This is a genomic window from Microbacterium abyssi (assembly GCF_015277895.1).
GTDB classification, from domain to species: Bacteria; Actinomycetota; Actinomycetes; order Actinomycetales; family Microbacteriaceae; genus Microbacterium; species Microbacterium abyssi.
In genome coordinates this window covers 1234490-1261313 of the sequence record NZ_CP063815.1, presented here as the reverse complement: position 1 = coordinate 1261313, position 26824 = coordinate 1234490, and the positions used below count along the sequence as shown (strand labels likewise).

Below are 26824 nucleotides of genomic sequence, written 5' to 3'. Positions count from 1 at the left end.
CGCCCGCCTCGCGCGGTAGCCTGATTCTGATGGCGCAGTACACGAAGCATCCCGTGGCGGCCCCGCCCACCGCGCCGGAGCGCGAGTCGACGGGGCATCTGCTGCTGCGCGGTTACGCGACTCTGGTGCTGTTCGCGGTCTTCGCGCACACCGCGGTGTACAACCTGGTCGGCCCGTACGGGGCGGGAGGCGTGATGATCGTCTTCCTGCTCGCGGCTCTCGCCATCGGCATCCCGCTGCTCGCGAAGAACCGCCCGCAGCCGTTCGCATGGCGACGCCTCCCGTGGGCCGCACTCGGGTATGTCACCCTGGCGCTGATGTCGGTGGTGTGGTCGCAATGGCGACTGCCCACCCTCATCACCTGGACGCTGCTCGCCGCCGTGACCGTGAACGCGCTGCTGCTCGCCCACGCACTCAGCTGGCACGAGATCGTGCGCTCGCTCGCTTCGGCGTTCAAGTGGATCCTCGGATTGTCGCTCGCCCTCGAGCTGCTGGTCGCGGTGGTGTTCCGGCATCCGCTGCTGCCGAACTTCGTGACGCTCCCCGATGGCGACGTCGACCCGCACTGGTACTGGATTCGCGAGAACCTCTTCGACGGCGGCCGCATCCAGGGCGTCGTGGGCAACTCGAACATGCTCGCGATTATCTGCCTGTTCGCGATCGTCACGTTCGGCATCCAGATCGCGCTGCGCGCGCGCTGGCGCGTCACGCATGCACTCTGGACCCTCCTGGCGGCCTACCTGATGTTCCGTGCGTCGTCGGCCACGGCGTACCTGTGCGCTCTGGCCGCGGCCGTCGTGCTGCTGGTGGCCATTCTCATCAGGCGCACGCGCACCCCTGGCGGGCGGAGACGCATCTACATGACCTGCGGCGGGATCGTCGCAGTGGCCGTCGCCGCACTCGTCGTCTTCAGGGAGCCGCTGTTCACCGCGCTGGGTCGCGGGGCCGACCTCACTGGCCGCACCGATCTCGTCTGGACGAAGGTGCTGGAGCGCGCGGCGCGGCATCCGATCTTCGGCAACGGGTTCTCGAGCCCGTGGATCCCGACGGATCCTGCGTTCGACGAGTGGATCGTCGACCACGGGATCACCGTGTTCCACGCCCACAACATGTGGCTCGACGTGCTCATGCAGCTCGGCGTCCTGGGCGTCGTCCTCATGGCCGTCGCGTACCTCAGCCTGCTGTGGCGGTCGTGGTTCTTCGCCGCAGACCGCCCGCGCTGGGATCTGCGCGCCGACCGCCCGTACTCACCGATGACGCTGCTGCCTGCTCTGTTCACCGTCGTCCTTCTCGTGCAGGGACTCGCGGAGTCGACTCCGATCATGCTCTGGGGCTGGATGCTGCTGGTGCTGTTCTCGTTCAAGATCAAGGCCGTGCCGCTGATCGGGGTGGGACTCAGTGAGAAGGCCCGCGTCACCGATCGCGGCCGTGAGGTTCGGCGCATCCCGTGACGACGTCCCAGGCGCGCCTCAGTCGGCTGCTCGGCTCGGTCGAGATGGCGCGCGCCTACACGCTCACCGCCCTCGGCGCCACCTTCGGCTCCTTCGCGATCGAGCGGATGACATCGGCCACGACGTTCGCGACGGTCATCCTGATCCTCGGCGTCCTTGGCGTCGCGATCCTGTTCGTGCGTCGCGAGGAGCTCTCGCTGCTGCGCATCGCGCCGACGTCGCTGCTGATGTTCCTGCTGCTCGCGCTGGTCAGCTTCCTGTGGACCACCGACCGCGCCGACACGTTCACGGGATGGCTGTGGCTGTTCGGATTCGCGCTGCTGGCGATCACGATCGGGCACATTCGCGACACGCTCCAGACCGTCAGGGCGATCGGCGACACGCTCCGCGTCATGCTCGGCCTCTCGCTCGGGGTCGAGATCCTCTCCGGCATCCTGCTGGACATCCCGATCGCATTCCTCGACGTGGAGGGGAACCTTGCGATCGGCGGTCCGATCCAGGGCCTGTTCGGCACCCGCAACATGCTCGGCTTCATCGCCGTGATCGCACTGATCACGTTCGTCATCGAGTGGCGCACGCAGTCGCTCGCCGCTCCGGTCGCCGTCCCCTCGATCGGGCTCGCCGGCTTCCTCGCGCTCCTGTCGGCATCGCCGACCGTGCTCGTCCTCGCCTTCGCCGTCGGCGTGGTGACGCTGGCTCTCACCATCGTGCGCCACACGCCGCCCCGGCGCCGGAACGTCGTGCAGTGGATGCTGGGCGCGCTGGTCACCGCCGCGATCGGCCTCGCCTTCGCGCTGCGGCACCCGATCATCGCCCTGATGGGTGCAGGGTCCGACTTCTCGACCCGCGCGGACCTGTGGAATCAGATCCTCGACTTCGTCGCGGTGAAGCCGCTTCAGGGCTGGGGCTGGTTCGGGCCGTGGCAGCGCGGCGAGTATCCCTTCACGTACATCAATTACCTGCTGGACGACCGTCACGAGACGGCGCTGAACGCGTACTTCGATGTGCTGCTGCAGCTCGGGGTCGTCGGCCTGCTGCTCTTCCTGTTGCTCGGCGGGGTCGCGCTGGTGCGCTCGTGGCTCGTGGCGAGCGCACGTCGATCGGTGGTCTACGCATGGACGCCGCTCGTGCTGGTGACTCTCGCCGTCGACTCGATGTTCGAGAGCTTCACGCTCGAGGGCGCCGGCTGGTTCATGCTCGTGCTGTGCGCTCTGCGCGCCGGGCAGTCACGATCGTGGCGCGAGAGCATCGACGCGGCGAACACCGGGGTGATCCCGACGCTGAGGGCGGAGGAGTAACTCAGTCGAGGCTCTTCAGCTTCTCCGCCCAGGCCAGCGCGTCGCGCACGCCGTCGTCGATGGAACGCTGAGACTTCCACTCGAGCTGTTCGACGGCCCGGTCGACGATCGCGAAGGCGCCGGCCTGGTCACCGGGGCGCCGATCGACTTCGACGACGGGCATCGGCTCCCGGGTGACGCGTTCGAAGGCGGCGACCAACTCGCGTACTGTGACGCCGTCCCCGGTGCCGACGTTGATGGTCTGGAACGGATCGGACGCCGGTGCCACCGCGTCGAAGCGCTGCATGGCGGCGACATGGGCCAGTGCAAGGTCCCAGACGTGGATGTAGTCGCGCAGACCGGAGCCGTCGCGGGTGGGCCAATCGGTTCCCGTGATGGTGAACGGCTCCCCCGCCTCGCGAGCCAACATGATCTTGCCGAGCGCGTGCGACGGGGTGCGGCTCTGCAGGCCGGTCCGCAGGCGCGGATCAGCACCGATCGGATTGAAATAACGCAGGGCGATGGCCCGGATGTCGCCGGCCTGGGCGGCATCCGACAGGATGCTCTCGACCATCGACTTGGTGGTGGCATAGGGGCTGGATGGCGCGACCGGGGCGCTTTCGTCGACCCCGCCTCCTCCTTCCCCGAGATAGACCGCCGCCGATGAGCTGAACACGACGCGCGCGATTCCGGCGTTGCGAACGTTGTGAAGAAGCGTGATCGTCTTGCCGACGTTCGAGTCGTAGTATCCGAGCGGATCGGCTACCGACTCCGGCACCACGATCCGGGCCGCGCAATGTACGACGACGTCGATGTCGGGGTGGTCATCGACGATCAGCTCAAACAGCTCGCGATCGGCGATGTCTCCGACGTATAGGTTGCGACCCTCGCCAAAATCTCGGCGGCCGGTAGACAGGTCGTCCAGGATCACTGTGTCGATACCCGCTTCCAGGCACGCGGTTGCGACCGAGGAACCGATATAGCCGGCGCCGCCGGTGATCAAAGCCTTCATCGGGCCCATCGTACTGCGGTGGGTCGTGTGGGCACCCCTCTCACCGGTGCCCCACTGGCTTCGACGGTAGGCTTGTTTGTGCTCAAGCACCCCCATAGTGCCTCGGTGAGGACATACTCGGGGACAACCTCTCGGAGAACTCTTACGTGTCTGATCCCACCTCGAATCTCGTCCCGGTCGTGTTCGATCCCGCATCGTCAGCAATCGTCGTCGTCACCTACAACCGATCCCACCTGCTCTCGGGACTGCTGACCAGTATCACGGCAATGGATCCGAAGCCCGGACGCGTGGTCATCATCGACAATGCGTCGGTCGATGACACCACCGAGGTCGTGGAGTCGTTCCGCGACGACATCGGCACCGAGATCGTGTACCGCAGGCTCGAGACGAACACGGGCGGTTCCGGTGGATTCAGCGAGGGGATGCGGACGGCGTATGAGCTCGGCAGCGAGTGGATCTGGATGATGGACGACGATGTCGAAGTCCTCCCGGACGGCCTGGCGAGCATGGGCAAGTGGACCACTCGGTTCAAAAGCATCCAGGGTCGCCGGTACGACTACGACGGCAGCGAGTTCTATTGGCAGTACCGCATCGCCGAGCGCATGGGCATCCCGATCCCGTTCGCGCCGGCCGGATTCGACGAGTCCGGGTTCAAGGAGATGAACAGCGGATGCTTCGAGGGTATGTTCATCCACCGCTCGATCGTGATGCAGATCGGGCTGCCCGATCCCCGGTTCTTCATCTACTGGGATGACCAGATGTACGGATGGCTCGCCTCGCGCCTGACCACCGCCGTGATCGTGGATGAGTTCGTTCTGCGACGCACCCGTGAGATCAAGCAGTGGGACATGGGCGTGCGGCACATGAACGCCTCCAGCAACGCGTACCGCTACTACATCATGCGCAATCGCGCATTCATCAAGCAGTACTACCGGGTGCACGGCGTCTACAACCCCGTGCTCTTTGGTTTGGGGACCACGGCAACCTTCTTCAAGGAGTTGATCCGGCTCGTGTTCGTCGAGAGAACCGTGCGCGGCACAAGTAATCTGTTCCGTGGCGTACGCGATGGTGGCAGGATCGGTCGCGATCGTTCCTGGCAACCCATGCCCGCATTGGAGAAGTGATGAGCGACGGAGAGCAGCCTCGACCCGAGTGGATCTTCCCGGAGGAGAAGAAGAGCAACAAGGGGCGGAACTGGATCATCGTCGGACTGTCGGTTCTCGCTCTGGCGATCATCGGCGTGCTTCTGTTCTTCTTGCTTCCCCATGACCGAGAGCCTGCTCCGACCGTGAGCCCGAGCGCGTCGGCGACGACGCCCGCGCCGACGTCCACCCCGATCCCGACGCCGACAGCCACAGCCACGTCCACCCCAGCGCCCACGCAGCCGCCGGTCCCGAACCCGGACCTCGAGTCGTTCGCCGGGCAGGTGCAGCCGCGACTTGATGACGCGGTCCGGGGTCTGGAGCTGGTGACGCAGAACATGGACCTGGGCGCGCAGATCGTCGACTCGCTGCAGAACGACGCCGCAGCACTTTCGGACACCGCGGCACCGAGTTCGATCGCGAGCGACTGGACGGACGCCGTCTCAAAGTATGCGTCGACGCTCGGCGAGCTCCGCGCAGCCTACGACGACGGCACTGATCCGCAGGCGTCGCTCGACGCTGCTGGCGCGGCGCTGCAACAGGTGCGCACCCTCGTCGGGATCTGAGGGCGATCGCCTGGCGCGCTCACCGTCAGCGCGCCGGGAGAGCACCCGACGACAGGACGATCAGGCGGCTGTTCCTACGACGATGCGGGGGGTACCTGTCCACAGCGCGGGGTCGGTGACGTTGCGTCCGTCGACGAGGAGCTTCACGCCGGGGAGTTGCTGCGGAGTGAGGGTCTTGTAGTCGGCGTGGTCCGTCTGCAGGATCACGAGGTCCGCGGCTCCGCCGATCGCGTACGCCTCGAACCCGAGAGCGCGCAGTTCCTCGTCGGTGTAGAGCGGGTCGTGGACGACGACCTTCGCACCACGGTCCTTGAGGGCCTTGACTGTGGGGAACACACCCGAGAACGCGGTCTCCTTCACCCCGCCACGGTACGCCGCGCCGAGGACGACAGCCTTCTGCCCGGCCAGGTCTCCTAGGATGCCTTCCGCCTGCTCGACCAGTCGCTCGGGCATCGACGCGTTGAGCTGTCGTGCCACGCGGACGATGTCCGCGCCAGGGTCGGTCGACAGGTACAGGCGCGGGTAAACCGGGATGCAGTGCCCGCCGACGGCGATCCCCGGACGATGGATGTGGCTGTACGGCTGAGAGTTGCACGCCTCGATCACCTTGTACACGTCGATCCCGTGCGACGCTGCGAACAGGCCGAACTGGTTCGCCAAGCCGATGTTCACATCCCGGTAGGTCGTCTCGGCCAGCTTCGCCATCTCTGACGCCTCCGTGCTGCCGAGGTCCCACACCCCGTTCGGCTGGGCAAGATCTGGTCGCTCATCGAACTGCAGCACCGCCTCGTAGAACTCGCGAGCACGACGGTTACCCTCCTCAGACAGCGCGCCGATCAGTTTCGGATATTTTCGGAGGTCCGCGAACACACGACCGGTGAGAACCCGCTCGGGCGAATAAGCAAGGTAGAAGTCGACGCCCTCGGTCAGACCGGAGCCATTCTCGATCATCGGCTTCCACCGGTCGCGCGTCGTTCCGACCGGCAGCGTGGTCTCATAGGAGATGAGCGTGCCGGGAGTGAGGTGCTCGGCCAGCGACGCGGTCGCCGCATCCATGTATCTGAAATCGGGTTCCCAGGTCTCGTCGTTCACGAACACAGGCGCAACGAGCACCACAGCATCCGCACCCGGGATAGCCTCCGCATAGTCGGTCGTGGCACGCAACCGGCCGGCCGGAATCAGCTCTGAGAGCTTCTCCTGCAGGTGCGTCTCGCCCGGGAACGGCTCGAGTCCCGAGTTGATGGTGTCGACAGCCTTCTGGTTGACGTCGACGCCGATCACATCGTGACCGGAAGAGGCGAACTGGACGGCGAGGGGAAGCCCGATCTTTCCGAGGGCCACGACGGCGATACGCATGGGTTCCATTCTATGGCCGGGGTCTTAGGGAATCCGCCAGGGTCGCGGCGGCTGTTCAGACGCGGCGGGCGTCCAGGAGCGTCTGCACGACACGCCCGGCAGCATGGCCGTCGCCGTAGGGCGCGGCGTCGGTCTCCACGGGCCGGGGACGGGTGACCCCGGCGGCGATCTCTGCGGAGGTGTTCGCGAGCACGTTCCAGCCCAGCTCGATCGTCTCCACCCACTCCGTCTCGGTGCGCACGGTGGTGCACGGCACACCGAGCAGAAACGCCTCCTTCTGCAGGCCGCCCGAATCCGTGACGATTCCGGCGCTCGACAGCGCCGCGGCGATGAGGTCGGGATACGCCAGCGGCGTATGCGCGATCAGCGACCCCTGCGTCAGCTCCACCCCGGCTGCGGCGGCCCTGGCGACCACGCGCGGGTGCGCGAGCAGGATCACGGGCTTGTCGAGGTGCGCCAGTCCCCCGGCGACCTCGGCGAGGCGCTGCGGGTCGTCGGTGTTCTCGGCGCGGTGGATCGTGGCGACGTAGTACGCGCCGGGCTCGAGGCCCAACTCCTCGACCAGGGCGGACGGGCGTCCGGCGACCTCATCGCGCACCTCGAAGAGCACGTCGGTCATGACGTCGCCCACGAGCACCGTGCGCGCGGCCAGTCCCTCCGTGGCCAGATGATCCACCGCAACCTGCGTGGGCGCCAGAAGGAGATCGGCGGCGTGATCGGTCATCACACGGTTATGCTCCTCCGGCATGCGCCGGTTGAAGCTGCGGAGCCCCGCTTCCAGGTGAGCGACGGGGATGTGCATCTTCGCCGCGCTGAGAGCTGCGGCGACGGTGGAGTTCGTGTCGCCGTACACGAGAACCCAATCGGGCCGATGCTCGTCGAACACGGCATCGAGCGCGGCGAGCATCGCCCCGGTCTGCACGCCGTGCGACCCGCTCCCGACGCCGAGATGCACATCGGGTGCGCCTATCCCGAGATCCTCGAAGAACACGTCCGAGAGCATCGGGTCGTAGTGCTGGCCCGTGTGCACGATGACGTGTTCCACTCCCGCGGCGAGCACCGCTTTGTGGATCGGAGCGAGCTTGACGAACTGAGGACGCGCACCCACGACGCTGACGATCTTCACGGGTGACGAGTCTAGTCGGCCCCTCACGCGGGCTGCGGCCTCACGGCGACCAGCGGCACCGCGGCTACGATGATAGGGATGCCTACCGAACCCCTGCCGTCGCGCGATGCCGCTGGCGCCAGACCTCATCTTCTCTACGTCGCCTGGGGATATCCACCGTGCAGGGGAAGCGGTGTGTACCGAGCATGGGCGACGGCGAACGCGTTCGCTGCGGCCGGCTGGGACGTGACCGTCATGACCGTTCCCCGCGAGGTCTTCACCATGTCGACGGGCATCGACGAGTCGCTCGAGAAATCGATCGATCCGTCGATCGAGATCCTGCGCGTGCCGTTCCACTCCGCCGCGTACGAGAACGATCTGAGCACCTGGTCCGCGTTCCGAGCGCACGCGCCCGAACTCTGGAACGTCATGGACGCCCGACGCGAGCGACGCGCCTTCCCCGAACGCACCTACGGTTCGTGGCGTCCGGCGATGGAAGCGGCCGCCGCGGAGCTCCATCACCGGCATCCCGTCGACCTCGTGCTGGGAACGGCGAACCCCAACGTCGACTTCGCACCAGGCCTCTACCTGCACTCGCGCTACGGCGTGCCATATGTCATGGACTACCGCGATGCCTGGCAGCTCGACGTGTTCAGCGGTGAGCGCACCGCGTCGCCCGAAAGCGAAGTGGCTCAGTTCGAAGCGCGTCTGATCGAGAATGCGCACGCCGTCTGGTTCGTGAACGAGCCGATCCTGCGGTGGCACGCGGAGCTCTACCCCTCGTCGGCGCATCGGTTCCGCGTCGTGGCGAACGGCTATGACGAGTCACCGGTCGACGCCGATGCGGCCGCCCCGGATGAGGAGCTCGTGTTCGGCTACGTCGGCACCATCTCCGCCGCTGTTCCCGTCGGGCAGCTGCTGGAAGGGTGGATCCGCGCCCGCGAGCTCTCACCGGAACTCCGAAGCGCCCGAATCGAGTTGTGGGGGCATCTCAACCACACTGGCATTCCCAATCAATCGATCATCAGCAGGCTCGAGTCGTTCAACGCCAACGGCATCAGCTACCACGGATCGGTGGCGAAGAGGGACATCGGCAGAGTGTACGGGCGCTTCGACGCGCTCCTGCTGGTGCTCGGGACGGGCCGGTACGTGACAAGCGGGAAGGTGTTCGAGTACGCGGCCACAGGGCTTCCCATCGCGTCGGTGCACGACCCTGGCAACGCAGCCTCGGACGTGCTGCGCCAGCATCCGGCGTGGTTCGCAACGGACGACCTGTCAGCGGACGCCATCGCCCGAACGCTCATGCAGACAGCAGAAGCCGCCCATGCTCAGACTCCGTCCGACCGCGAGCGCACGCAGCAATGGGCCGCTCAGTTCCAGCGCGCAGGACAGCTCGATCCGCGGATAGCTGAGCTTCGCGAGTTCATCGACCAGAACAGGCCAGCATGAAGATCGTCCTGATCGCACCATCGGGCTCTGTCGCACTCACCCTGAATCAACTGGGTGCTGACGGGACCAGCGACGACATCACCGTCGTCTCTCGCGCCGCTCCCGATGCCGATGTGCGATCCGTGCTCTTGGCACCGAGCTTCGCGGGCGTCACGGCGCGCATGGAGTCCTGGACGTCGACGTCAGCGCTCGGACGCAACGTCCAGCGGCTGAGTCCGTTCGACGCGGGGCACCGTTTCGCGGGCGCTGCGCGGCGGAGCAGAGAGTTCCGCACCTGCATCGAACGAGCCGATCTCATCGCCGTCCTCGAACGCGACGGCATCCTGACAGGGTGGCAGGCCGCCAGGCGCTGGGCCCCGTCCCACGCTCGCGCAGTGTACGGCGTGGCGCCGGCTCAGGCGATCGTCACAGCCGCGAACGCCGACTGATCCCCTGTCGGAGCCTGTCGATCACGCGCCGTTCGGTCGCGACGTCGATGATCGACGACAGCTTCTCGGCTGCTGCGTCGGCATTCTTCTTGAACCGGCGGATGTCGTCGCGGTCGAGTCCGCGCACCGCCTCCACGATGTCACCGGCGGCATAGCCGGATGCCACCACGCCGAGCTCGTCCGCCGCGATCAGCCGATCGGTCTCGATCGACGTCCCGAACACCAGCCCGAGTCTGGCCTGGACGAAGTCGAAGAACTTGTTCGGCAGCATGTGCCGGTGATTCGGCGTGAGCGGGGGCAGCAGGAAGACGCCGAGATCGTAGGGATTGAGGGCATCCGGAAGCTCGTCCGGTGCGACCGGCGGATGCAACGTGGTGCGCGGGCTGTCCTCGATCTGCCGCAGGAGGCCTCGCCAGTACGAGTCCCCTTCCCGCGACGGGATGAGGTAGAGGTCCAGCGCATAGCCGTCACCCAGGAGATCGACGGCCTCGATGATCGCCTCGACATTCCTGCCGGGGATGGCGCCGCCGCTGTGCACGAGCCGGATCACATCGTCGGAGACGGGTGACGGCTGCAGGTCGGCTCGATATCCGATCGCATTGCGCACGATCTCGACATCGATCCCGAACTCGCGTCGGTACATGTCGGCGATCGAGTCGTTGATGGTCGTCGCAGCATCCACGCGGGGCAGATACTCCGCACACACCCAGTGCATGAAGGGAGCGACGAGCAGCCTCCACGAGAGCACATGCGTGCGCTCCGCCGGAGCCCACTCGTGAAGATCGCACCAGATGCGCGGGGATCCGGCCACGCGGAAAGCCAGCGGCAGGGCGCGGGCCTCGTTGGCGACGACGATGTCGAACTCCCGGTCGCCAACCTGCTCGATCGCGGCGCGCACCGCTGGTGCCTCGTACTGCACCGCCCGGAACCGACGCAGACCGAGCTTCAGAACGCCGCCGACCGTCTGCGGAAGGGACGGGAGCGAACGATCGACCTCGATGTGATCCACCGCGTGCGGAGGACGTGGCCCGTACCCCAGAGTTGTCACGTCGCAGCTCTCCGCCAGCACGGCGAGCTGGCGGAGCACTCGCGAATCGGAGTTGAAATCCGAGAACGATATGCACAGCAACCGGGGTCGGGTGGTGTCGGGCATCAGAGGCTCCTTCTCCATACTCATCACGCGCGCCCCGACGCGCCCAGGAAGGACGCGAGCGCGGCTGCAGATGCGGCGCCGTCGTGCACGGCGCTGACGAACGCCGGCCCGCGACGGGCGGCTTCGACGTGCGCTTCGCGGTCGCCGAGGACGCTCATGATCGTCTCGCCGACATCCGCGAACCGCGACTCCACGATCGGCAGCTCGTGGCCGGTCAGGTCACGCACCCTCGATCGATTCTCTGAGGACACGTGTCCGATCACCACTCGTCCCGCGGCGAGCGCCTCGCACGCAGCGACACCGTAGTCGCCGAGGCGGAACTGATCGAGGACGATGTCCGCGGAACGATAGACGTCCGGCATCTGCCGCGCAGGAATGCCTTCGAGCCTGCGGTAGACGATATGTCCGTCCGCCTCGAGTGCGACGAGCTGCTCGTCGATGGACGGATCCCCCTTCATGGGCGAGTTGCTCGGCACGTAGGCCACCACGGGCACCGGTCGCCGAAGTGGGTCGTCGTGGCTGCGCCACTGCTCCACTTCGACGACGACAGGCAGCCATCGGGCCCCCGGCACGTCGAGCAGCCCCGGAGTCGAGACGAAGACGGGGAGTCCGGCTCCGCCCAGCCCTTCGATTCGGGCACTCGCGTTGGATTCGAGAACGTCGGTAGCCGCCGGCGGGTAGTTCCCGTTCGGACCGAACGGCGAATCGCGCTCGATGTCGGCGTGGTGACTGGGAACGCGGATGTCGCTCCCATGCCACAGCAGTGCGACCTGCAGGCCCTGCGCCACAGCATCCGCCGCCACGTCCAGGGGGTCCCGTCCGGCGACGGATCCGTAGAGATACTGTCCGGACTCCAGAAGGACGTGCGTGAAACCGTTCGACAGCGCGTCGCGCTGACGCCGCTGCCATCCACCGGCGAACACGAAGCCGCTCTCCGGAATCTTGACGTCGACGGGGAAATCGAATCGTTCGCGCGCCGGATTGGTGGTCATCATGCTCACCGCTCCGACGCCGACCAGGTGTCGTTCGGCCGCCCGGGCCCACCGATAACCCTGACCGGCCGAGTTCACCGGGCCCACGAACAGCCTGATCGCGGTCTGCGGCGCAGTCACGATCGTCATCGCCCCGGCGTCCCAGCCCAGACGTCCGGGAAGTGCTCGGGCGAGGAAGCCGTCAGGGAGGATCCGCAGCATCCGCCGGGCTGTTGTGGTCAGAAGTTCGCGCACGCCGCTCATCCTCTGCTCGCGCCCTCGGCTCCAGTGAGGAACGGAACGATGACCCGCGTCGAGAGCGTCCCGTCGTGCACTGCAGCCACGTACTCCGGCCCCCGTCCAGCGATCTCACGATAGTGCTGCGGTCGAGCGATGATGTCGTCGAGCACCGCTCCGAGCGTGTCCGGCGTCGCCTCCACGATGGGAGGCTCCAGTCCGGTGACCCCGGCGATGTGCGACCGCACCTGCTCGTGGAGGTGCGCCACGACCAGCCGTCCGGCCGCCATCGCCTCGATGCTGGTCGTCCCGTAGGCTCCGAGCGCGAACTGGTCGAGGACGATGTCGGCAGCCGCATAGAGGCTGGGCATCGCCGCCGCCGGGACGCGTTCGATCCGCCGATAGTCGAGCGCGCCTCGATCCGACATCTGCATCAGAGTCGGTTCGATGAGGTTCGTCCCCTTCACGATCGGGCTCGTCGGGGCGTGCACGACGACGGGCGGTCGCCCGATCAGTAGCTCCGAGTCCGTGGCCCACGTGCCGGGGTCGACGATGACCGGCAGCCAGGTCGCCGACGGCCAGTCGAGGAGGAGTTCGGGCGTCGATACGTACAGCGGGGTGCCGAGGCTCTGTCCGAGTTCTCGATTGCGGAGCGCCGTCTCCTCCAGGCGCCGCACCCACTCCTCGTCCAGACGGCCGCGGAACGGAGACCATTCGTCGGACTCCGCGTGCCGACTCGGCAGGCGCAGGTCGGTCCCATGGCTGATCAAGGCGACGGAGAGCCCCCGCCGGATCAACCAGAGGAGCTCCTTTTCCACATCGCGGTCGAACGCCGCGCCGAACACCGAGCGTTCGGCTTCGACGAGCACGTGCGTGAATCCCCGGCTCACCGCATCGCGCTGCCCGCGACCCCAGGTCCCGGACGAGATGAACGCGCTCATCGGAATCTCGTAGTCGGCCGGGAAGCCGTAGTCCTGACCGGAAAGCGGCTGCATGCTCACAGCGCCGACGTCGGGAAGCCTCTCGACCGCACGAGCCAGAGCGAAGCCCTGGGCTGCGAAGTTTGCCGGAGCGATGTAGAGCCTCACTCCGGCCCCGGGGGGCACGACCGGTCGCGGAACCTCACCGAGCGCGAATCGACGCCCCGGAGGTCGGAACCACACCGTGAGCCAGTCCGGGCACCGCTGCAGGGCCCGGCGGTAGCCGACTCCGACCAGACGCCTCGCCCGGGCGATGATCCGTGTCACGCCAGCCCCGCCAGCCGTGCCTGGCCGGCGAAGTCAGGGTTCGCCGCGACGACCTCGTCGAAGGAGCCCTGCGCTGCCGCGGTGCCGTCCTTCATGAACACGATGATGTCCGAGTCCTTGATCGTGCTTAGGCGGTGGGCGACCGCGATGACGGTCACGTCGCCCCGAAGCTCTCGAATCGCATCGGAGACGTCGGCTTCGGTCTTCGTGTCGAGCGCGCTCGTCGCCTCGTCGAGGACGAGCACCAGAGGCTCCTCATACAGAGCGCGCGCGATTCCGAGTCGTTGACGCTGCCCGCCGGACAGCGTCAACCCTCGCTCGCCGATGCGGGAGTCCAGCCCTTCCGGGCGCTGCGTGATCAGTGGCCACAGCTGCGCCCGACGAGCAGCTTGCTCGACACGGGCCTCATCGATGTCTTTCCCCCAGGTCAGGGCGATATTCTGCGCGATGGTCCCGTCGAAGAGGGTGACCTCCTGCGGTACGTACCCGACATGGCGGCGCCATGCCGCCATGACCTCCTCGACGGGCTCCCCGTCGACGCGGATGCGTCCGCTGGTCGGCGTGAGCAGTCCGAGGAGAAGGTCGATCAGCGTCGATTTACCGGCACCGGATGCCCCGGCGACACCAACTGTCGATCCCATGGGAATGCGGAGATCGAGGTCGTGCACCGCCGACTCGTCGCTGCCCGGATAGCTGAACGAGACTCGGTCGAGTTCGAGCAGCCGCGGTTGTCCAGGCAGGTCCGCGTTTCCGAGGACCTCACGGTCTGCCCGGAACCGCTTCGACGCCTCAATGTCGCTGATCACCGTCTCGACGTACGGCGCCGAGGTGATCGTGCGGGTGATGACGGTCTGGAAGCCGGTGAGCGAGGGCACGAGCCGGAATCCCGCGATGCCGAACATCGCGACGGCCGAGACCGTGGCGCTCATGTCTCCGCCCGACGTGAGCATCGCCGCTCCCCCGACGACGACGAACCCGCCGATGATGGCCGCATCGAAGACGAAGCGCGGCACCGCAGCCAAGAAGCTGGAGTTCGCTCGTGCTCGGGCCGTCTGCGCGCGGCTGGTTCTGACCACCTCGCTGACCTCGTCGGCCTTGTCCCGAAGGGTGATCTCCTTCAGGGAAGCGACCATGCCGGAGATCAGCGCCGCGACGTGCAGGGCGGAATCACGGGCCACGCGCGCGGCTTGCCGCGTCTTGCCGCTGAGCACGAAGTACTGCAGCAGCGCGATCCCGCCGAGGTACACGATCGTCACAAGAGCAGTGACGGGCTGCGAGACGACCAGCACGCCGATGACGCCGACACTGGTGACGACCATGCCCGGCAATGTGGTGATCGGCAGCAGGAATCCCGCCACCACGTTCGCGATGCCGCTATCGGACATCGCGACGATCTGCGCGCTGTTGCGCGACAGCCGATCGACCCAGGAGGCGCGGATGTACGCGCCGAACAGCTCCTGCCCCACTTCGAGCTCGTAGGAAGCGAACCGACGCGTCGCCACCCACTGCAGTCCCACGTTGGCGGCGGACTTGAGGATCACGATCGCCGCCAGCACCAGGATCAGCCAGATGATTCCGTCTCCGCTGACCACCCCGAGTCCGGGAAGACTGACCTGATTGCCCGTCACGCTGGACGCGAGGGTCAACGCCAGCAGCATCAGCGCGACGATGTCGATCAGCGAAAGCAGCGAGGACACCACCGAATAGACGAGAAGGAATCGCCTCCCCGATGGCGGGAGGAACGGCATCAGCCGTTTCAGAGTGCGGACGATGAGCTTCATGCGTTCAGAGCGTGCTTGACTCGCCGCTGCGCGCGGAGTCGAGTGCAGCTTCGACGACCATCAGGGTGCGCTGGCCCTGCTCCATGGTCACCACGTCGGTCTTCTCGCCGAGCACGGCATCGCGGAAGGCCTCGTGCTCGACGCGCAGCGGCTCGCGCTTGGCGAATGCGAAACGCGTGACATCGCCTTCGGAGACACCGCGGAAGCTGGAGACGGACTCCCATTCCAAGGGGATCGTGCCGTTTGCGTAGAACGTCAGATCCCCGGTGGACGTGTCAGCGACGAACGCGCCCTTCTCGCCCGTGACGACGGTGACGCGCTCCTTCATCGGAGAGAGCCAGTTCACGATGTTGTTCACGATAACGCCCGAGGCCGTGCGGCCGGTGATCGTGATCATGTCCTCGTGCTCGCGCCCACTCTTGAAAGCAGTCTGCGCGAAGACGCGCTCGTAGTCGCTCTGGACCACCCACGCGGTGAGGTCGACGTCGTGGGACGCCAGGTCCTTCGCGACTCCGACGTCCGCGATCCGCGACGGGAATGGTCCCTGTCGCCGCGTGGCCACCTGGTAGACCGCACCCAGCTCGCCCGCCTCGATGCGCCGGCGCATCTCCTGCAGGGCCGGGTTGAAGCGTTCGATGTGACCGACGGCGCCGATCAGGCCGGCGTCACGGAACGCGTCGACCATCCGCTGCCCAGCGTCCAGGCTGTGCGCGATCGGCTTCTCCACGAGGGTGTGCACCCCCGCAGAGGCGAGCTTCAGCGCGGCCTCCTCATGGAACCGGGTTGGCACGGCGACCACGGCGACATCGATCTCGGCCGCTATCAACGCGTCGATGTCAGGCAGCACCTGCAGCTCGCCGGCGACGCCGTGCGGGTCGCCACCGGGATCGGCGATCGCCACGAGATCCACACCATCCAGTTCGCGCAGCACGCGGGCATGATGACGTCCCATCATGCCCACGCCGAGCAGCCCCGCCCGCAGAGCGGCCATCAGGCGCCCGCTCCCGCAACAGTGTTGACCGCGGTCACGATGCGCTCCAAGTCACCTTGGCTCAGTGACGGGTGCACCGGCAGCGAGACGACCTCACGGGCGGCGCGTTCTGTCTCGGGCAGGTCGAGTCCGGGCGCATACGGAGCTAGAGAGGGAAGACGGTGGTTCGGGATCGGGTAGTACACGCCTGCACCAACGTTGTGCTCTTCCTTGAGCGCACGCACGAACCCGTCGCGGTCTTCGGTCACGCGGACCGTGTATTGGTGATACACATGCACGGCGCCCTCAGCAACGGGTGGAGTCAGGATGCCCTGCAGGTTGGCGTCGAGGAAGGCCGCGTTCTGCTGGCGGGTCTTCGTCCACGCGTCGACCTTGGTCAGCTGCACGCGGCCGATCGCCGCGTGGATATCGGTCATACGAGCATTGAATCCGATGATCTCGTTCTCGTACTGCTTCTCCATGCCCTGGTTGCGAAGCAACTTCACCCGTCGGGCGATGTCGTCGGTGGCCGTGGTCACCATGCCGCCCTCGCCGCTGGTCATGTTCTTCGTCGGATAGAGGCTGAACATGGCGAACTCGCCGAAGGACCCGACTGGACGTCCGTCGAGCGATGCGCCGTGCGCCTGTGCGGCATCCTCGTACAGCGCGACACCCCGCTCGGCAACGATCGCCTCGAGTTCTCGCATCCGTGCAGGATGGCCGTAGAGGTGCACCGGCATGATGCCCCTGGTGTTCGGTGTGATCGCGGCGGCCACCGAGTCGGGGTCGAGCGAAAACGTCTCGGGCTCGATGTCCACGAACACCGGTGTCGCGCCCGTCAGCGCGACTGCGTTGCCCGTCGCAGCGAAAGTGAACGACGGGACGATGACCTCGTCGCCCACTCCCACGCCCGCGGCGAGCAGTCCGAGATGCAACCCAGCTGTTCCCGAATTCACCGCGACAGATGGGCGCCCCGGCACGAAGTGCGCCGAGAACTCCTGCTCGAATGCAGCGACTTCCGGGCCCTGTGCAACCATGCCGCTGCGCAGCACGCGATCCACCGCTTCGCGTTCGTCATCGCCGATGATGGGCTTGGCCGGGGGGATGAATTCGCTCACGCGGTCTCCTTGCTCAATGATCCGTCGCTCTCGACATAGCGGGCACCCGTCTGCGGGCAGACCCAGATGTTGTGGTCGTCTTCCGCGATCAGCGGCACCCCGGATTCCCCTACCCAGCCGATGCGTCGGGCAGGGACTCCCGCGACCAGCGCGTACTGGGGCACATCCTTGACGACGACCGCGCCTGCCGCGACCGTCGCCCAGGCGCCGATGGTCACCGGCGCGACACACGTGGCCCTGGCGCCGATCGAAGCGCCCCGTTCCACCGTTACGCCGACGGGTTCCCAATCATGCGCGCTCTTCAAGGTGCCATCGGCGTTGATGGCACGGGGGTAGGTGTCGTTCGTGAGCACGACAGCTGGTCCGATGAACACACCGTCCGCGAGCTTCGCCGGTTCGTAGACGAGCGCGTAGTTCTGCACCTTGCAGTTGTCACCCAACTGGACGCCGGTGCCGATGTAGGCACCGCGACCCACGATGCAGTTCGCGCCCATGCGAACGCCTTCGCGCACCTGCGCAAGATGCCAGATCGATGATCCGTCGCCGATGCTGGCCTCGCTGGCGACATCCGCAGATTCGGCGACGCGGACACGGGAATAACTGGACACAAGACTCCTTGCGCGCCGCCCGGACGAGTCGGCGCAACGAAATTCTATCGTCGGCGACCTGAGCCGGCCGTGACCGTCCCGGCAACCGCGAGAATCGCATCCGCAGATCGGCGCGCAACCGCACGTGCGGAGACGTTCGCGTGCGCCCATGAAGTCAGACGCTTCCGCGCCTCAGGCCGGTCTGTGACGAGCAACTCCCGGATGGCGTCCGCGAGAGCCTGCTCGTCATACTCGACGCCGCGGCCGAGTTCATTCTGATTGACAACGCCGCGCACGGGGTCGGGGCCGGCGTAGGCCACTGGGGTACCGACCGCGACGGAGGCGTATAGCTTGGTGGGCACGGCGAAGTCGTATCCCTGTCCCGGCACGAGCGTCGCGAGGCTGACGCGTGCTCCCCTGAGCCATGCGGCCGCCTGTTCTGGCGGGACCGTAGCCACGAACCGGATCCGCTCGGACAGACCGGCTTCGTAAACGGCTGCGCGCAAGGCCGGCCAGGATGACCCCTGACCGACGAAGGCCGCCGTGGTCTTCGGTTCGCTCCGGAGCACGTCGATCACGGCCCGCACCGCGATCTCCGCACCGTGCCATTCGCTTGCCGATCCGACGTACACGATGTCTGCGCGGTTGGCGATCTCTCCTCCATCGGGAGAGAACCGGTTCAGATCCACGCCGTGACCGACGACGTGCGCATTCGCCCCCGGAGCGAGTGCCGCGACGCGCGACGCGACGCCGTCGGTGACGACGATCACCCCCTGTGCGCCGCGGATCGCGAAGGACTCCAGGCTGCGTAGGGTTCTGATCACGAGATCCGGGGCGCCGGTCGCCTGCGCAGCATCCGACCAGATGTCGGCCGCGTAGTAAACATACGGCCGCCGTGCGATCGCGCATGCGAGGCGCAGGAAGAATCCTGTCGTCGGCGGCGGCTCGCAGACGTACACGTCACCTCGTGCCCCGAACAGGACTCGCACGAACAGCGGCGCATCGAAGCTCAGATACGGCAGGTACCCGCGTACGTAACCGGACCGATCGCGCAGTACTGGCCATCGGCGCACATCCAGACCCAGGTCTGGCCCTGTCGCCGTCCCTCGGGGGGGCCGGGTCGTGAGCACTCGCACATCGACGCCTCGCTCATCGAGTTCGGCTGCCAACGCGCTCAGCCGAAGGGATGCCGCGGACGGCTCCGGCGCGAAGATGCGGCTCGCGATGACGGTACGGACACCGGATCGCGACGCGGGACGTCGAGACGCCATGCCTGCTCCTTCCACTCGACCGATTCCCACACGCCTCACCAAAATCGTGTGCGAGCACCTGACACAATGGAATCATGTCCACGAGCGTGCCCGCGCCACGAACCCCCGACCGCCGCGCGTGGGTCGTCATCCCGTTGTACAACGAGGCCGATGTCATCGCCGACGTGATCCGCGGACTCCGCAAGGAGTTCACGAACGTCGTCTGCATCGATGACGGCTCCGTAGACGGCTCTGCCGATATCGCCGCCGCGGCGGGCGCCCGGCTCGTGCGGCACCCTGTCAATCTCGGCCAGGGCGCGGCACTGCAGACCGGTATCGACTTCGCCCTGCTTCATCCGGAATGCGACTACATCGTCACCTTCGACGCCGACGGACAACATCGCGTCGAAGACGCTGTGGCGATGCTCGCAGTTGTGCGCACGCAGAACACCGCCGTCGTCTTCGGGTCGAGATTCCTCGACGACCGCACGCGACCGGGCTGGATGAAGAAGGTGGTGCTCAAGACCGCTGTCTGGGTGACCAACATGACAACGGGAATGCGGCTCACAGACGCGCACAACGGCCTGCGCGTCATCCGGCGTGATGCTGCAGAGAAGATCGAGCTCAAGCAGGACAGGATGGCGCACGCGACGGAGATCGTCCTCGAGATCGGACGCACGGGGCTGCCGTGGACCGAGCACCCCGTCGAACTGCTCTACACGGACTACTCGAAGGCGAAGGGCCAGAGCGTGCTCAACTCGGTGAACATCCTGGTCGATCTGGTGGTGAGGTAGAACATGTGGATTCAGTTTCTGCTGATCGTGGCTGTCGTGCTCCTCGCCGCATTCATGATGCGGCGCACAGGCGCCGATAGCCATCTCGCGATCCGGCGCATCCTCCTCGGGCTCTTCGTCTTCGCCGCGGTTCTCTCGATCCTGTTCCCGCAGTGGCTCACCTGGGTTGCTTCGCTCATCGGCGTCGGTCGCGGGACCGATCTGCTCCTGTACGCGCTGGTGATCATGTTCCTCGCGTTCGTGTACACGCAGTATCGACGCAATCTGGCGTTGCAGCGCGAGATCACCTTGCTCGCTCGCAAGACGGCTCTGCTCGAGGCGACGGGGCGCGAAGAGCGGACGGCGGAAGATGACGAAGGAACTACTCGCAGCCGCTGACTTCGTACAGCGTGGCCTCGCCGACGGTGGCGACGGGGGTGAGAATCGGCGACTCGTTCAAGTCGTGCAGCCCTGTGAACCGCGGCGACTGACTCTCGAAAAACGTGCGGTCGCCGAAATCCAGTGCATGCGTGACACCCATCCGGTCCACTGCCGCGCAAACCGCGGCGTCGCCATCGACAAGATTGCGGGCGAGGAAGGTGGCGTCCTCCCCGTATCGGCCGGCCACGTGCGGGAAGACCACATCGTGACCTGTGTACGCGTAGAGCAGAGCCGCACCCGTCAGCGGATCGCCGATCACCACGCTGTCCTCATCGAGCACTGCGTCGGCTTTGCCGAAGAGAGCGGCCTCATCGGCTGAGAGTCCCCGTGACGCGTCACCGAACTGAAAGCTCACGCGGCGCATCTGCAGGACGTCTGAGGTGAGCATGATGAGGTGGCTCGCTGCCGCGAACGCGATCAGCGTCGCCAGCGCGATCACTGGGAGCCGTGCCCCATTCTCCCACCGTGCCCGGAGCCAGGAAGTCACGACGGCCACGCCGAGACCGGCGAGAGGCAACCCCCACATCGCCAGCAGCGCCCCGACGCGCGTGGTGTCGTCGTACCAGACTCCGACGAGCAGACTGCGAAGCGAGAGGATGGGGAACCATGCTGAAGCGAGATAGAACCCGACGCTCAGCACGTAAGAAGCTAGGACCCACCATAGCTTCATCCGCACGACCTGCCAGATGCCGATAGCAGCCAGAGGGCCGAGCAGAAGACCCGCCGTTCGCTCCACAGGGCTCAGCAACAGCACCTCGCCCACGGCTTGTGCCATCGTCTCGGAGGGAAGCCAGTGATTCGTTGTGACGTTCGCCTTGATCCATACGATCGCCAACGCCACGAGGCCGAGGCAGAGAAGGACGAGTATCACCACACGGGCGACCAGCCCCGCACGGCAAGCCGCCGTCCATGTCCGCACGACGAGGAACGGCACGACGAGAGCTATGCCGCCGAGCAGAGCCGAGGGATGGGCGAAGCCCATGGCACCGACGGCTGCGATTCCGACCAGGCACCAGAGAAGCCGGCTGCTCCACGTGAGTGCCGGCCGCAACGCAGCGACCACGATCGCGACGAAGAGCGGCACCAGCACTGTTCCGAGCAGGTTCGGGTAGAGAACGCCCCAATTGAGGAACCCGAGCGGGAAGACGCTGAAACCGAATGAGGCGAGAGTGGCTCCCGCTGCCGCGATCGGGCGTGCCGGGAACACAACGCTGGTGAGCGACGCGACGGCGACCGGCCAGATCAGCCCGACGACGCCTAGGGTGACGATATTCGTCGCCGAGACCACGCTGCCCGAGACGGGAACGATCAGACTCACCAGGGCATGCCAGAGGGCCGGGTAGAAGGCCGTTGCCTGTCCTGGTGTGGACATCGTCATGTGCAGGGAGGAGGCGTCCGAGTTCTGAAGGATGAACTCGATGAGATTCAGGTGGAACAGCCCGTCGTAGAGCTGGTTGGGATGGTCCGCAGCGCCGATGCCGAGGGCAACGATGCCCGTCCAGCCGCAGAGAGCCGCGACGACTGCGCCCCAGACCCACTTCGATGAAGTGCCTACCGGTTCCTCCCCAGCGTCTCTGCCGATCGCCCGGAGCGTCAGGGCGACGATCCCGACGACTACGGCGACCAGCGCCACCGGCACCAGGGACCAGCCCAGCCCCAGCACCGGCGCGATGAGACTCGCAGCCGCGATTACGGCGAGTGAGACGACGACGGCGATTCCCAGGCGAAAGACTCCTCGCGCTCGGACGCTGAAGGCCACGGGCAAGCCGGGAACGATGAGCAGCCCGAAAACCGCGATCAGTGCCGGGACGTGTGAGATCCAGGTCATCATCCGAGGTCCGCCAGGATATGGCCGCGACCGGGTCTACTGTCACGGAATCGCGTAAAACCCGCAGGCTCAGCGCAGTTCGTGCGTTCCATGGCTTCGGGTTCCTCTCGCGAACAACCGAACCAGGATATCGTGCACGACCGCGGGCTCCTGTCGGCGAGCCGGGAGTGAACCAACCGTCCGACGTCGTCCGTCCAGAAGCGCTAGTGAGCTGGAGGCGATTTTCTCCCGGTCGCGATTCGCTGTCAAGGGCCGTGGTGGCGAGGGCGGCGCGTGAGAATCTTGTCGTCTAGACGAACGGAGATGATCGTGAGCGAGCCTGTGTACCCGGAAGATGCGCTTCCCCAAAACGACCCGAATCCAGAGGGGGAAGACGTTGACCCCGACTTTGTATCGGAGCAAGAAGCCGTTGTCGATGCTGACACCGAGTGGGATGAGGAGGACGCCGAAGACCTGTCATGACCACGCTTGTCCCCGGTCTGCCTTCGTCGAACTGAACCGGTCATGCCCCCATCGGCGAGCGACCAGGCGATGCGCTTGCCCGGTGTTCGGCCGGGTAGAGCCGTTCGGCGAGACGCCGCTTGGCGGCGGCATGCTCGCGCGCACGTGCGGGAAAGTCCGGATCCACTGTCGGCTCGGCGACGGATCCTGCGGGCACGACGGTCCAGCCCGTGCCGAGTTCTAGCAGCGATGCGTGTTTGTGATCGTAATAACCCTCTTGTCCCGCGATCACCGTTCCTGCCGCTCCGGCTGCTGCAGCGAGCAGGTGAGCGTGGAACCGGGTGGTGAGCCAACGCTGCCCTGGGCGGGCAGGCAGGCCATCGAACCAGATATTCCCGAAGGAGTAGAAGCGTGCAGAGGGGCGAGTGTCGGCGATGTAGCGGGCATCGTCTGGAGGCAGTGCCTCGACGAACGCTGCTTCGTTATCCGGCGCGTCCGCGAGAAAATCGTCGATCGACCTGATCGCGTCGATGTCGGACCATGCGCGCAAATCCCCCTGTACGAGCACGACATTCTCGGGGCTCGGACGTTCGTCGTAAACGGGACGCAAAACCGAGAGAGCGAGGAACGCGTCGTCCAAACCGACCTCGCTCCCTATGGCGTCCGCGCTCGCGCGATCGCGCACCTCGACATGGTCGAACACCGAGAACTGCTCCCGCAGCCAGTCACCGCGTTCAGCCGCCAAAGGCTGCAGCCCGAGGCCCGTCGCCCGGGCGGAGATGCCGAACTCGCGATGGAGGGCGGAGACGGCGGCGATGATGCCAAGGTTGTCCTGCCACAGATCGTTGAAGTGCCCTCCCCCGAGCAGATGGACGCTGGTCACGTGCCGAAGGGCGAGCAGTCCTGGATCGATGCGCGGCGTGCCGAGATCTCTGACGTGGCGTGCGATGCGCTCCGTGTCGGAGATCGGATCGTGTGATGGGCTGGAATGCGCCAACTCCCACAGCGTGTTCGTGACATGCAGGTTCGGATGCGTGCGACGGAACAGGTGCGAGGCCCGGCCAGGATGCGGGCAGTCAAGCCAGACTTCGGCGTCAGGGCGCAACTCAGTTAGAATGTCGAGCCACGCGCGGGTGATCAGCTCGTCGCCGTAGTTCGGATGCCCGGCGGTCGACACCAAGTAGTGAACAGGTGGAGGCGACGGCGGAAGAGGCTCAGAAGAAGGTGGTGGAGCCGTCCGCCGACCGGCCAACGATCTTCGGATGTCACGCAGAGGTCGCAATCGGGTCCCACCGTTTCATGTGATCTACAAGCTCGTCCGACCGGGTTCTACTGACGTCCTTGCAAACCCCACCCTAGCGTCAGACGTGGGCGCTCAAGGGCTGCGGCTCACTGGCTCGCGGCATTGTCCGCGTTGTACATCTTGAGCACGTCCTCGATTCGATCGTCCAGGACAAGACGATGCTCGCGGATATACAGGCCCCGCTTGCAGAAGCGCTTCAGATCACGCTCGTTGTGGCTGACGAAGAAGAGCGTACGCCCTTCCTCAAGCATCTCCTCAATGCGCCGGTAGCACTTTTCGCGGAAGGACTTGTCGCCGACGGCCAAGACTTCGTCGACGAGCAGGATCGGCTGATCGAGCTGTGACACCACCGAGAAGGCCAACCGCACCTTCATCCCGTTGGAGAGGTGCTTGTAGGGGGTGTCCTGAAAATCCTCGAGCTCCGCGAACGCGATGATGCCGTCGTAGCGTTTCGCCACCTCAGCCTTGCCCATCCCGTGCAGTCCGGCTGTGAGGCGCACGTTCTCCCGCACTGTCAGATCGCCGACGAACCCGCCGGTGATCTCGATGAGCGGAGCGACACCGTCGTGCACCGTGACGCTGCCCTCATCGGGCAGAAGAACGCCTGCGACGAGCTTCAGCAGGGTGGACTTGCCTTGTCCGTTACGGCCGACGACACCGATGGACTCCCCTGGCCGCACGTTGAACGAGATGTCCCGCAGCGCCCAGAACTCCCCCTTGGGAGTGCGGCGCGACGAGTCAGCGAACATCGCCTTAATTGAACGGCCCCCGCGCCTGTTGCGACGAAAGCGCACACCGAGCCCCGAGACCTCGATCGCATACTCGCCCATCACAGCTCCTTCAGCACGGACCGCTCGAGACGGCGGAAGACAAGCACGCCTGCGACGATGAGCACGACGGTCCACACGACGCTGGCGATCACGGATGCAGTATTCCACTGCTCAGGGAAGAAGGCTGCCCGGTACATGGAAAAGATGCCGTCGAGCGGATTGACCAGCGGCAGCCAAGAGAAGCCGGCCGGCAGATCGTTCGCGCTGTAGATGATCGGCGTCGCATAGAACAGCGCACGCAGCACGAGCCTGGTCGTGCGCTCGAGATCATCGAAAAGCACGCACAGCGGAGCCAGGATGAGCCCGAGCCCGGCGAGCAAGGCGGTCTGCAAGATGATCGCCACGGGGAACCAGAGAACGCCCCACGTCACCTCGGCGCCACTGAAGACGACGAAAAGCACGAGCACCGGCACAGCCAGAAGGAACTCGATCCCCTTCGACAAGATGATCCGCCCGACCCAGATGACCCGGGGTATCGATGTGGAGCGGACGAGCTTGGCATCTCGCTGGAACGCGTGTGTGAAGTCGCTGATGCAGGCGTTGAACCAGACCCACGGCAAGAGCGCCGCGATGAGGAAGACGATGTATGGATCAGAGCCGACACTTCGATGGAAGATCTCCGTGAAGACGAACCAATAGATCAGACTCATCACGAGCGGATCGAGGACGCTCCACAGATAGCCCAGCCAACTCGTGGCATACCGGACCCGGAGATCACGCGCCGAAAGCACCCACAGGGAGTGCAGGTTGCGTCGCATAGAGCCGGGTTCACCGACAGTCTTTACCATGCGCGTCTTAACTGAGCTGGTTGGACCACATCGACAGCGCAGAGCCGATGGCCATATGCATGTCGAGGTACTGGTAGGTGCCGAGGCGACCGCCGAAATAAACCTGATGCTCGCCCTTCTGAAGTTCGCGGTAGGCGAGCAGACCAGAGCGGTCGTCGGTGGAGTTCACCGGGTAATAGGGCTCATCGTCACGCGTGGCGAACCGTGAGAACTCGCGCATGATGACGGTCTTGTCCGTCGGATAGATGTCCTTGCGCTCGGGGTGGAAGTGCTTGAACTCGTGGATGCGGGTGTACGGCGCTTCCGCGTCCGGATAGTTCATGACCGAGGTGCCCTGGAAATCGCCGATGTTCAGCACTTCCTGTTCGAAGTCGAGCGTGCGCCAGCTGAGCGCGCCCTCCGCGTAGTCGAAGTAGCGGTCGACGGGTCCCGTGTACACGACGGGGAGCTGCCCCACAGTCGCCTTCTTGTTCAGTGGCTGCGACTCGTCGAAGAAGTCGACGTCGAGCTTGACCTCGATGTTCGGGTGGTCGGCCATCCGCTCGATCCAGGCGGTGTACCCATCGGTGGGTAGTCCCTCCCACGTGTCATTGAAGTAGCGGTTGTCGTAGTTGTAGCGCACGGGGAGGCGGCTGATGATGTCACCGGAGAGCTTCTCGGGCGATGTCTGCCACTGCTTGGCGGTGTAATGCGCGAAGAACGCCTCGAACAGTGGGCGTCCGACGAGGGCGATGCCCTTCTCCTCGAAGTTCTGCGCCGACTTGACGTCGAACTCGCCGGCCTGCTTCTTGACGAGGGTGCGTGCTTGGTCCGGAGTGTAGGCGGCGTCGAAGAACTGGTTGATGGTGTGCAGGTTCACCGGCAGCGCGTAGACCTGGCCCTTGTGCGTCGAGTACACCCGGTGGACATAATTCGTGAAGGTCGTGAACCGGTTCACGTACTCCCAGACCGTCGGGTTCGAGGTGTGGAACAGGTGAGCGCCGTACCGGTGGACCTCGATGCCGGTCTCGGGTTCGTTCTCGCTGTACGCGTTGCCGCCGATGTGCGTCCGCCTGTCGATGACAGTCACTTTGCGGCCCGCGGAGGCCGCGCGCTCAGCGATCGTCAAACCGAAGAACCCAGACCCGACGACCAAGAGATCAGTATCCATGACTTCCATTGTGTCATCCCGCCGGAGGGCTGCCGTGCACACTACGATGGAGCCGAACCAACGCCTCAGCGGCAGCGCACCGTCGCAGAGCTTTCTCAGGCGGAGCTGAGCTACACTCACTTCGCGCGCCTTGAGCGATCCGCGACCAGCCCACGTCATGATGGTGCTGC

At 65.8% G+C, this 26824-nt stretch carries 25 protein-coding genes; 9 read left to right on the top strand and 16 right to left on the bottom strand.

Features of this window, described 5'->3' with window-relative positions; genetic code table 11:
• Positions 1-29: 29 nt before the first annotated feature.
• Positions 30-1451, top strand: coding sequence for an O-antigen ligase family protein (locus IM776_RS06100; RefSeq protein ID WP_194422103.1), 1422 nt, complete (start codon positions 30-32; stop codon positions 1449-1451).
• Entirely contained in the window at positions 1448-2749 is a 1302-nt protein-coding gene (locus IM776_RS06095; protein WP_228479947.1) for an O-antigen ligase family protein, read from the top strand. Before IM776_RS06100 ends, IM776_RS06095 begins: the two co-directional genes overlap by 4 nt.
• A gap of 1 nt (position 2750) precedes the next feature.
• Here IM776_RS06095 and galE read toward each other — a convergent pair whose 3' ends face one another.
• A complete protein-coding gene (galE, locus tag IM776_RS06090; RefSeq protein WP_228479946.1) occupies positions 2751-3749 on the bottom strand; it encodes a UDP-glucose 4-epimerase GalE in 999 nt (332 codons plus the stop codon).
• Between the two features lie 137 nt (positions 3750-3886).
• Here galE and IM776_RS06085 point away from each other — a divergent pair, with 137 nt between their 5' ends.
• Positions 3887-4864, top strand: a complete 978-nt coding sequence (locus IM776_RS06085) for a glycosyltransferase (RefSeq protein ID WP_194422102.1) — start codon at positions 3887-3889, stop codon at positions 4862-4864.
• Positions 4864-5448, top strand: a complete 585-nt coding sequence (locus tag IM776_RS06080; protein WP_194422101.1) for a hypothetical protein — start codon at positions 4864-4866, stop codon at positions 5446-5448. The genes IM776_RS06085 and IM776_RS06080 overlap by 1 nt, the downstream gene beginning before the upstream one ends.
• Positions 5449-5508: 60 nt before the next feature.
• Here IM776_RS06080 and IM776_RS06075 read toward each other — a convergent pair whose 3' ends face one another.
• Both IM776_RS06075 and wecB read right to left on the bottom strand, forming a co-directional pair.
• On the bottom strand, positions 5509-6804 hold the full coding sequence (locus IM776_RS06075; protein ID WP_194422100.1) for a nucleotide sugar dehydrogenase: 1296 nt from the start codon (positions 6802-6804) through the stop codon (positions 5509-5511).
• 55 nt (positions 6805-6859) lie between these two features.
• Positions 6860-7930, bottom strand: a complete 1071-nt coding sequence (gene wecB / locus IM776_RS06070; protein WP_194422099.1) for a non-hydrolyzing UDP-N-acetylglucosamine 2-epimerase — start codon at positions 7928-7930, stop codon at positions 6860-6862.
• A gap of 174 nt (positions 7931-8104) precedes the next feature.
• Here wecB and IM776_RS06065 point away from each other — a divergent pair, with 174 nt between their 5' ends.
• Positions 8105-9358, top strand: coding sequence for a glycosyltransferase family protein (locus tag IM776_RS06065; RefSeq protein ID WP_194422098.1), 1254 nt, complete (start codon positions 8105-8107; stop codon positions 9356-9358).
• Positions 9355-9786 (top strand): hypothetical protein, encoded by a 432-nt coding sequence (locus tag IM776_RS06060; protein ID WP_194422097.1) that lies wholly within the window; start codon positions 9355-9357, stop codon positions 9784-9786. Before IM776_RS06065 ends, IM776_RS06060 begins: the two co-directional genes overlap by 4 nt.
• On the opposite strand, the gene IM776_RS06055 is transcribed toward IM776_RS06060, so the two are convergent.
• From IM776_RS06055 to IM776_RS06020, 8 genes are read right to left on the bottom strand one after another with little or no spacing between them, the layout of a single operon-like run.
• Positions 9764-10939, bottom strand: a complete 1176-nt coding sequence (locus IM776_RS06055) for a glycosyltransferase (protein ID WP_194422096.1) — start codon at positions 10937-10939, stop codon at positions 9764-9766. The genes IM776_RS06060 and IM776_RS06055 overlap by 23 nt on opposite strands.
• 23 nt (positions 10940-10962) lie before the next feature.
• On the bottom strand, positions 10963-12165 hold the full coding sequence (locus IM776_RS06050; protein ID WP_194422095.1) for a glycosyltransferase: 1203 nt from the start codon (positions 12163-12165) through the stop codon (positions 10963-10965).
• Between the two features lie 5 nt (positions 12166-12170).
• Positions 12171-13394, bottom strand: a complete 1224-nt coding sequence (locus tag IM776_RS06045; RefSeq protein WP_194422094.1) for a glycosyltransferase family protein — start codon at positions 13392-13394, stop codon at positions 12171-12173.
• Entirely contained in the window at positions 13391-15175 is a 1785-nt protein-coding gene (locus IM776_RS06040; protein ID WP_194422093.1) for an ABC transporter ATP-binding protein, read from the bottom strand. The genes IM776_RS06045 and IM776_RS06040 overlap by 4 nt, the downstream gene beginning before the upstream one ends.
• 4 nt (positions 15176-15179) lie before the next feature.
• Positions 15180-16166, bottom strand: a complete 987-nt coding sequence (locus tag IM776_RS06035) for a Gfo/Idh/MocA family protein (protein WP_194422092.1) — start codon at positions 16164-16166, stop codon at positions 15180-15182.
• The gene (locus IM776_RS06030) at positions 16166-17263 is read right to left on the bottom strand and encodes a DegT/DnrJ/EryC1/StrS family aminotransferase (protein WP_194422091.1); all 1098 of its coding nucleotides are present in this window, start codon (positions 17261-17263) and stop codon (positions 16166-16168) included. Before IM776_RS06030 ends, IM776_RS06035 begins: the two co-directional genes overlap by 1 nt.
• Positions 17260-17871: an acyltransferase gene (locus IM776_RS06025; RefSeq protein ID WP_228479945.1), complete on the bottom strand. Its 612-nt coding sequence runs from the start codon at positions 17869-17871 to the stop codon at positions 17260-17262. Before IM776_RS06025 ends, IM776_RS06030 begins: the two co-directional genes overlap by 4 nt.
• Positions 17872-17915: 44 nt before the next feature.
• Complete coding sequence (locus tag IM776_RS06020) at positions 17916-19121, bottom strand: glycosyltransferase family 4 protein (RefSeq protein ID WP_194422089.1); 1206 nt, start codon at positions 19119-19121, stop codon at positions 17916-17918.
• A gap of 74 nt (positions 19122-19195) precedes the next feature.
• Between IM776_RS06020 and IM776_RS06015 the strand changes: the two genes are divergently transcribed.
• The gene (locus IM776_RS06015) at positions 19196-19894 is read left to right on the top strand and encodes a glycosyltransferase family 2 protein (RefSeq protein ID WP_194422088.1); all 699 of its coding nucleotides are present in this window, start codon (positions 19196-19198) and stop codon (positions 19892-19894) included.
• 3 nt (positions 19895-19897) lie between these two features.
• A complete protein-coding gene (locus tag IM776_RS06010) occupies positions 19898-20272 on the top strand; it encodes a DUF2304 domain-containing protein (RefSeq protein ID WP_194422087.1) in 375 nt (124 codons plus the stop codon).
• Here IM776_RS06010 and IM776_RS06005 read toward each other — a convergent pair.
• Positions 20256-22142 (bottom strand): DUF6541 family protein, encoded by a 1887-nt coding sequence (locus IM776_RS06005; protein WP_228479944.1) that lies wholly within the window; start codon positions 22140-22142, stop codon positions 20256-20258. The two genes, IM776_RS06010 and IM776_RS06005, sit on opposite strands and share 17 nt — an antisense overlap.
• A gap of 303 nt (positions 22143-22445) precedes the next feature.
• On the opposite strand from IM776_RS06005, the gene IM776_RS06000 reads away from it, so the two are divergent.
• Entirely contained in the window at positions 22446-22604 is a 159-nt protein-coding gene (locus tag IM776_RS06000) for a hypothetical protein (protein ID WP_194422085.1), read from the top strand.
• A 40-nt stretch (positions 22605-22644) separates the two neighbouring features.
• Here the strand turns inward: IM776_RS06000 and IM776_RS05995 are convergent, their stop codons facing one another.
• From IM776_RS05995 to glf, 4 genes are all read right to left on the bottom strand, one after another.
• Entirely contained in the window at positions 22645-23760 is a 1116-nt protein-coding gene (locus IM776_RS05995; RefSeq protein WP_228479942.1) for a polysaccharide pyruvyl transferase family protein, read from the bottom strand.
• Between the two features lie 212 nt (positions 23761-23972).
• A complete protein-coding gene (locus IM776_RS05990) occupies positions 23973-24716 on the bottom strand; it encodes an ABC transporter ATP-binding protein (RefSeq protein WP_194422083.1) in 744 nt (247 codons plus the stop codon).
• Positions 24716-25474, bottom strand: coding sequence for an ABC transporter permease (locus IM776_RS05985; RefSeq protein ID WP_228479940.1), 759 nt, complete (start codon positions 25472-25474; stop codon positions 24716-24718). The genes IM776_RS05990 and IM776_RS05985 overlap by 1 nt, the downstream gene beginning before the upstream one ends.
• Positions 25475-25511: 37 nt before the next feature.
• Positions 25512-26654 (bottom strand): UDP-galactopyranose mutase, encoded by a 1143-nt coding sequence (glf, locus tag IM776_RS05980; protein ID WP_194422081.1) that lies wholly within the window; start codon positions 26652-26654, stop codon positions 25512-25514.
• Positions 26655-26824 lie beyond the last annotated feature (170 nt).

Excerpts from the sequence above, each read along its gene's own strand:
- IM776_RS06100 (WP_194422103.1), top strand. The coding sequence starts at position 30 with ATGGCGCAGTACACGAAGCATCCCGTGGCGGCCCCGCCCACCGCGCCG.
- galE (WP_228479946.1), bottom strand. The coding sequence starts at position 3,749 with ATGGGCCCGATGAAGGCTTTGATCACCGGCGGCGCCGGCTATATCGGT.
- IM776_RS06080 (WP_194422101.1), top strand. The coding sequence starts at position 4,864 with ATGAGCGACGGAGAGCAGCCTCGACCCGAGTGGATCTTCCCGGAGGAG.
- IM776_RS06075 (WP_194422100.1), bottom strand. The coding sequence starts at position 6,804 with ATGCGTATCGCCGTCGTGGCCCTCGGAAAGATCGGGCTTCCCCTCGCC.
- IM776_RS06060 (WP_194422097.1), top strand. The coding sequence starts at position 9,355 with ATGAAGATCGTCCTGATCGCACCATCGGGCTCTGTCGCACTCACCCTG.
- IM776_RS06055 (WP_194422096.1), bottom strand. The coding sequence starts at position 10,939 with ATGCCCGACACCACCCGACCCCGGTTGCTGTGCATATCGTTCTCGGAT.
- IM776_RS06040 (WP_194422093.1), bottom strand. The coding sequence starts at position 15,175 with ATGAAGCTCATCGTCCGCACTCTGAAACGGCTGATGCCGTTCCTCCCG.
- IM776_RS06035 (WP_194422092.1), bottom strand. The coding sequence starts at position 16,166 with ATGGCCGCTCTGCGGGCGGGGCTGCTCGGCGTGGGCATGATGGGACGT.
- IM776_RS06020 (WP_194422089.1), bottom strand. The coding sequence starts at position 19,121 with ATGGCGTCTCGACGTCCCGCGTCGCGATCCGGTGTCCGTACCGTCATC.
- IM776_RS06015 (WP_194422088.1), top strand. The coding sequence starts at position 19,196 with ATGTCCACGAGCGTGCCCGCGCCACGAACCCCCGACCGCCGCGCGTGG.
- IM776_RS06010 (WP_194422087.1), top strand. The coding sequence starts at position 19,898 with ATGTGGATTCAGTTTCTGCTGATCGTGGCTGTCGTGCTCCTCGCCGCA.
- IM776_RS06005 (WP_228479944.1), bottom strand. The coding sequence starts at position 22,142 with ATGACCTGGATCTCACACGTCCCGGCACTGATCGCGGTTTTCGGGCTG.
- IM776_RS06000 (WP_194422085.1), top strand. The coding sequence starts at position 22,446 with ATGATCGTGAGCGAGCCTGTGTACCCGGAAGATGCGCTTCCCCAAAAC.
- IM776_RS05990 (WP_194422083.1), bottom strand. The coding sequence starts at position 24,716 with ATGGGCGAGTATGCGATCGAGGTCTCGGGGCTCGGTGTGCGCTTTCGT.
- IM776_RS05985 (WP_228479940.1), bottom strand. The coding sequence starts at position 25,474 with ATGCGACGCAACCTGCACTCCCTGTGGGTGCTTTCGGCGCGTGATCTC.
- glf (WP_194422081.1), bottom strand. The coding sequence starts at position 26,654 with ATGGATACTGATCTCTTGGTCGTCGGGTCTGGGTTCTTCGGTTTGACG.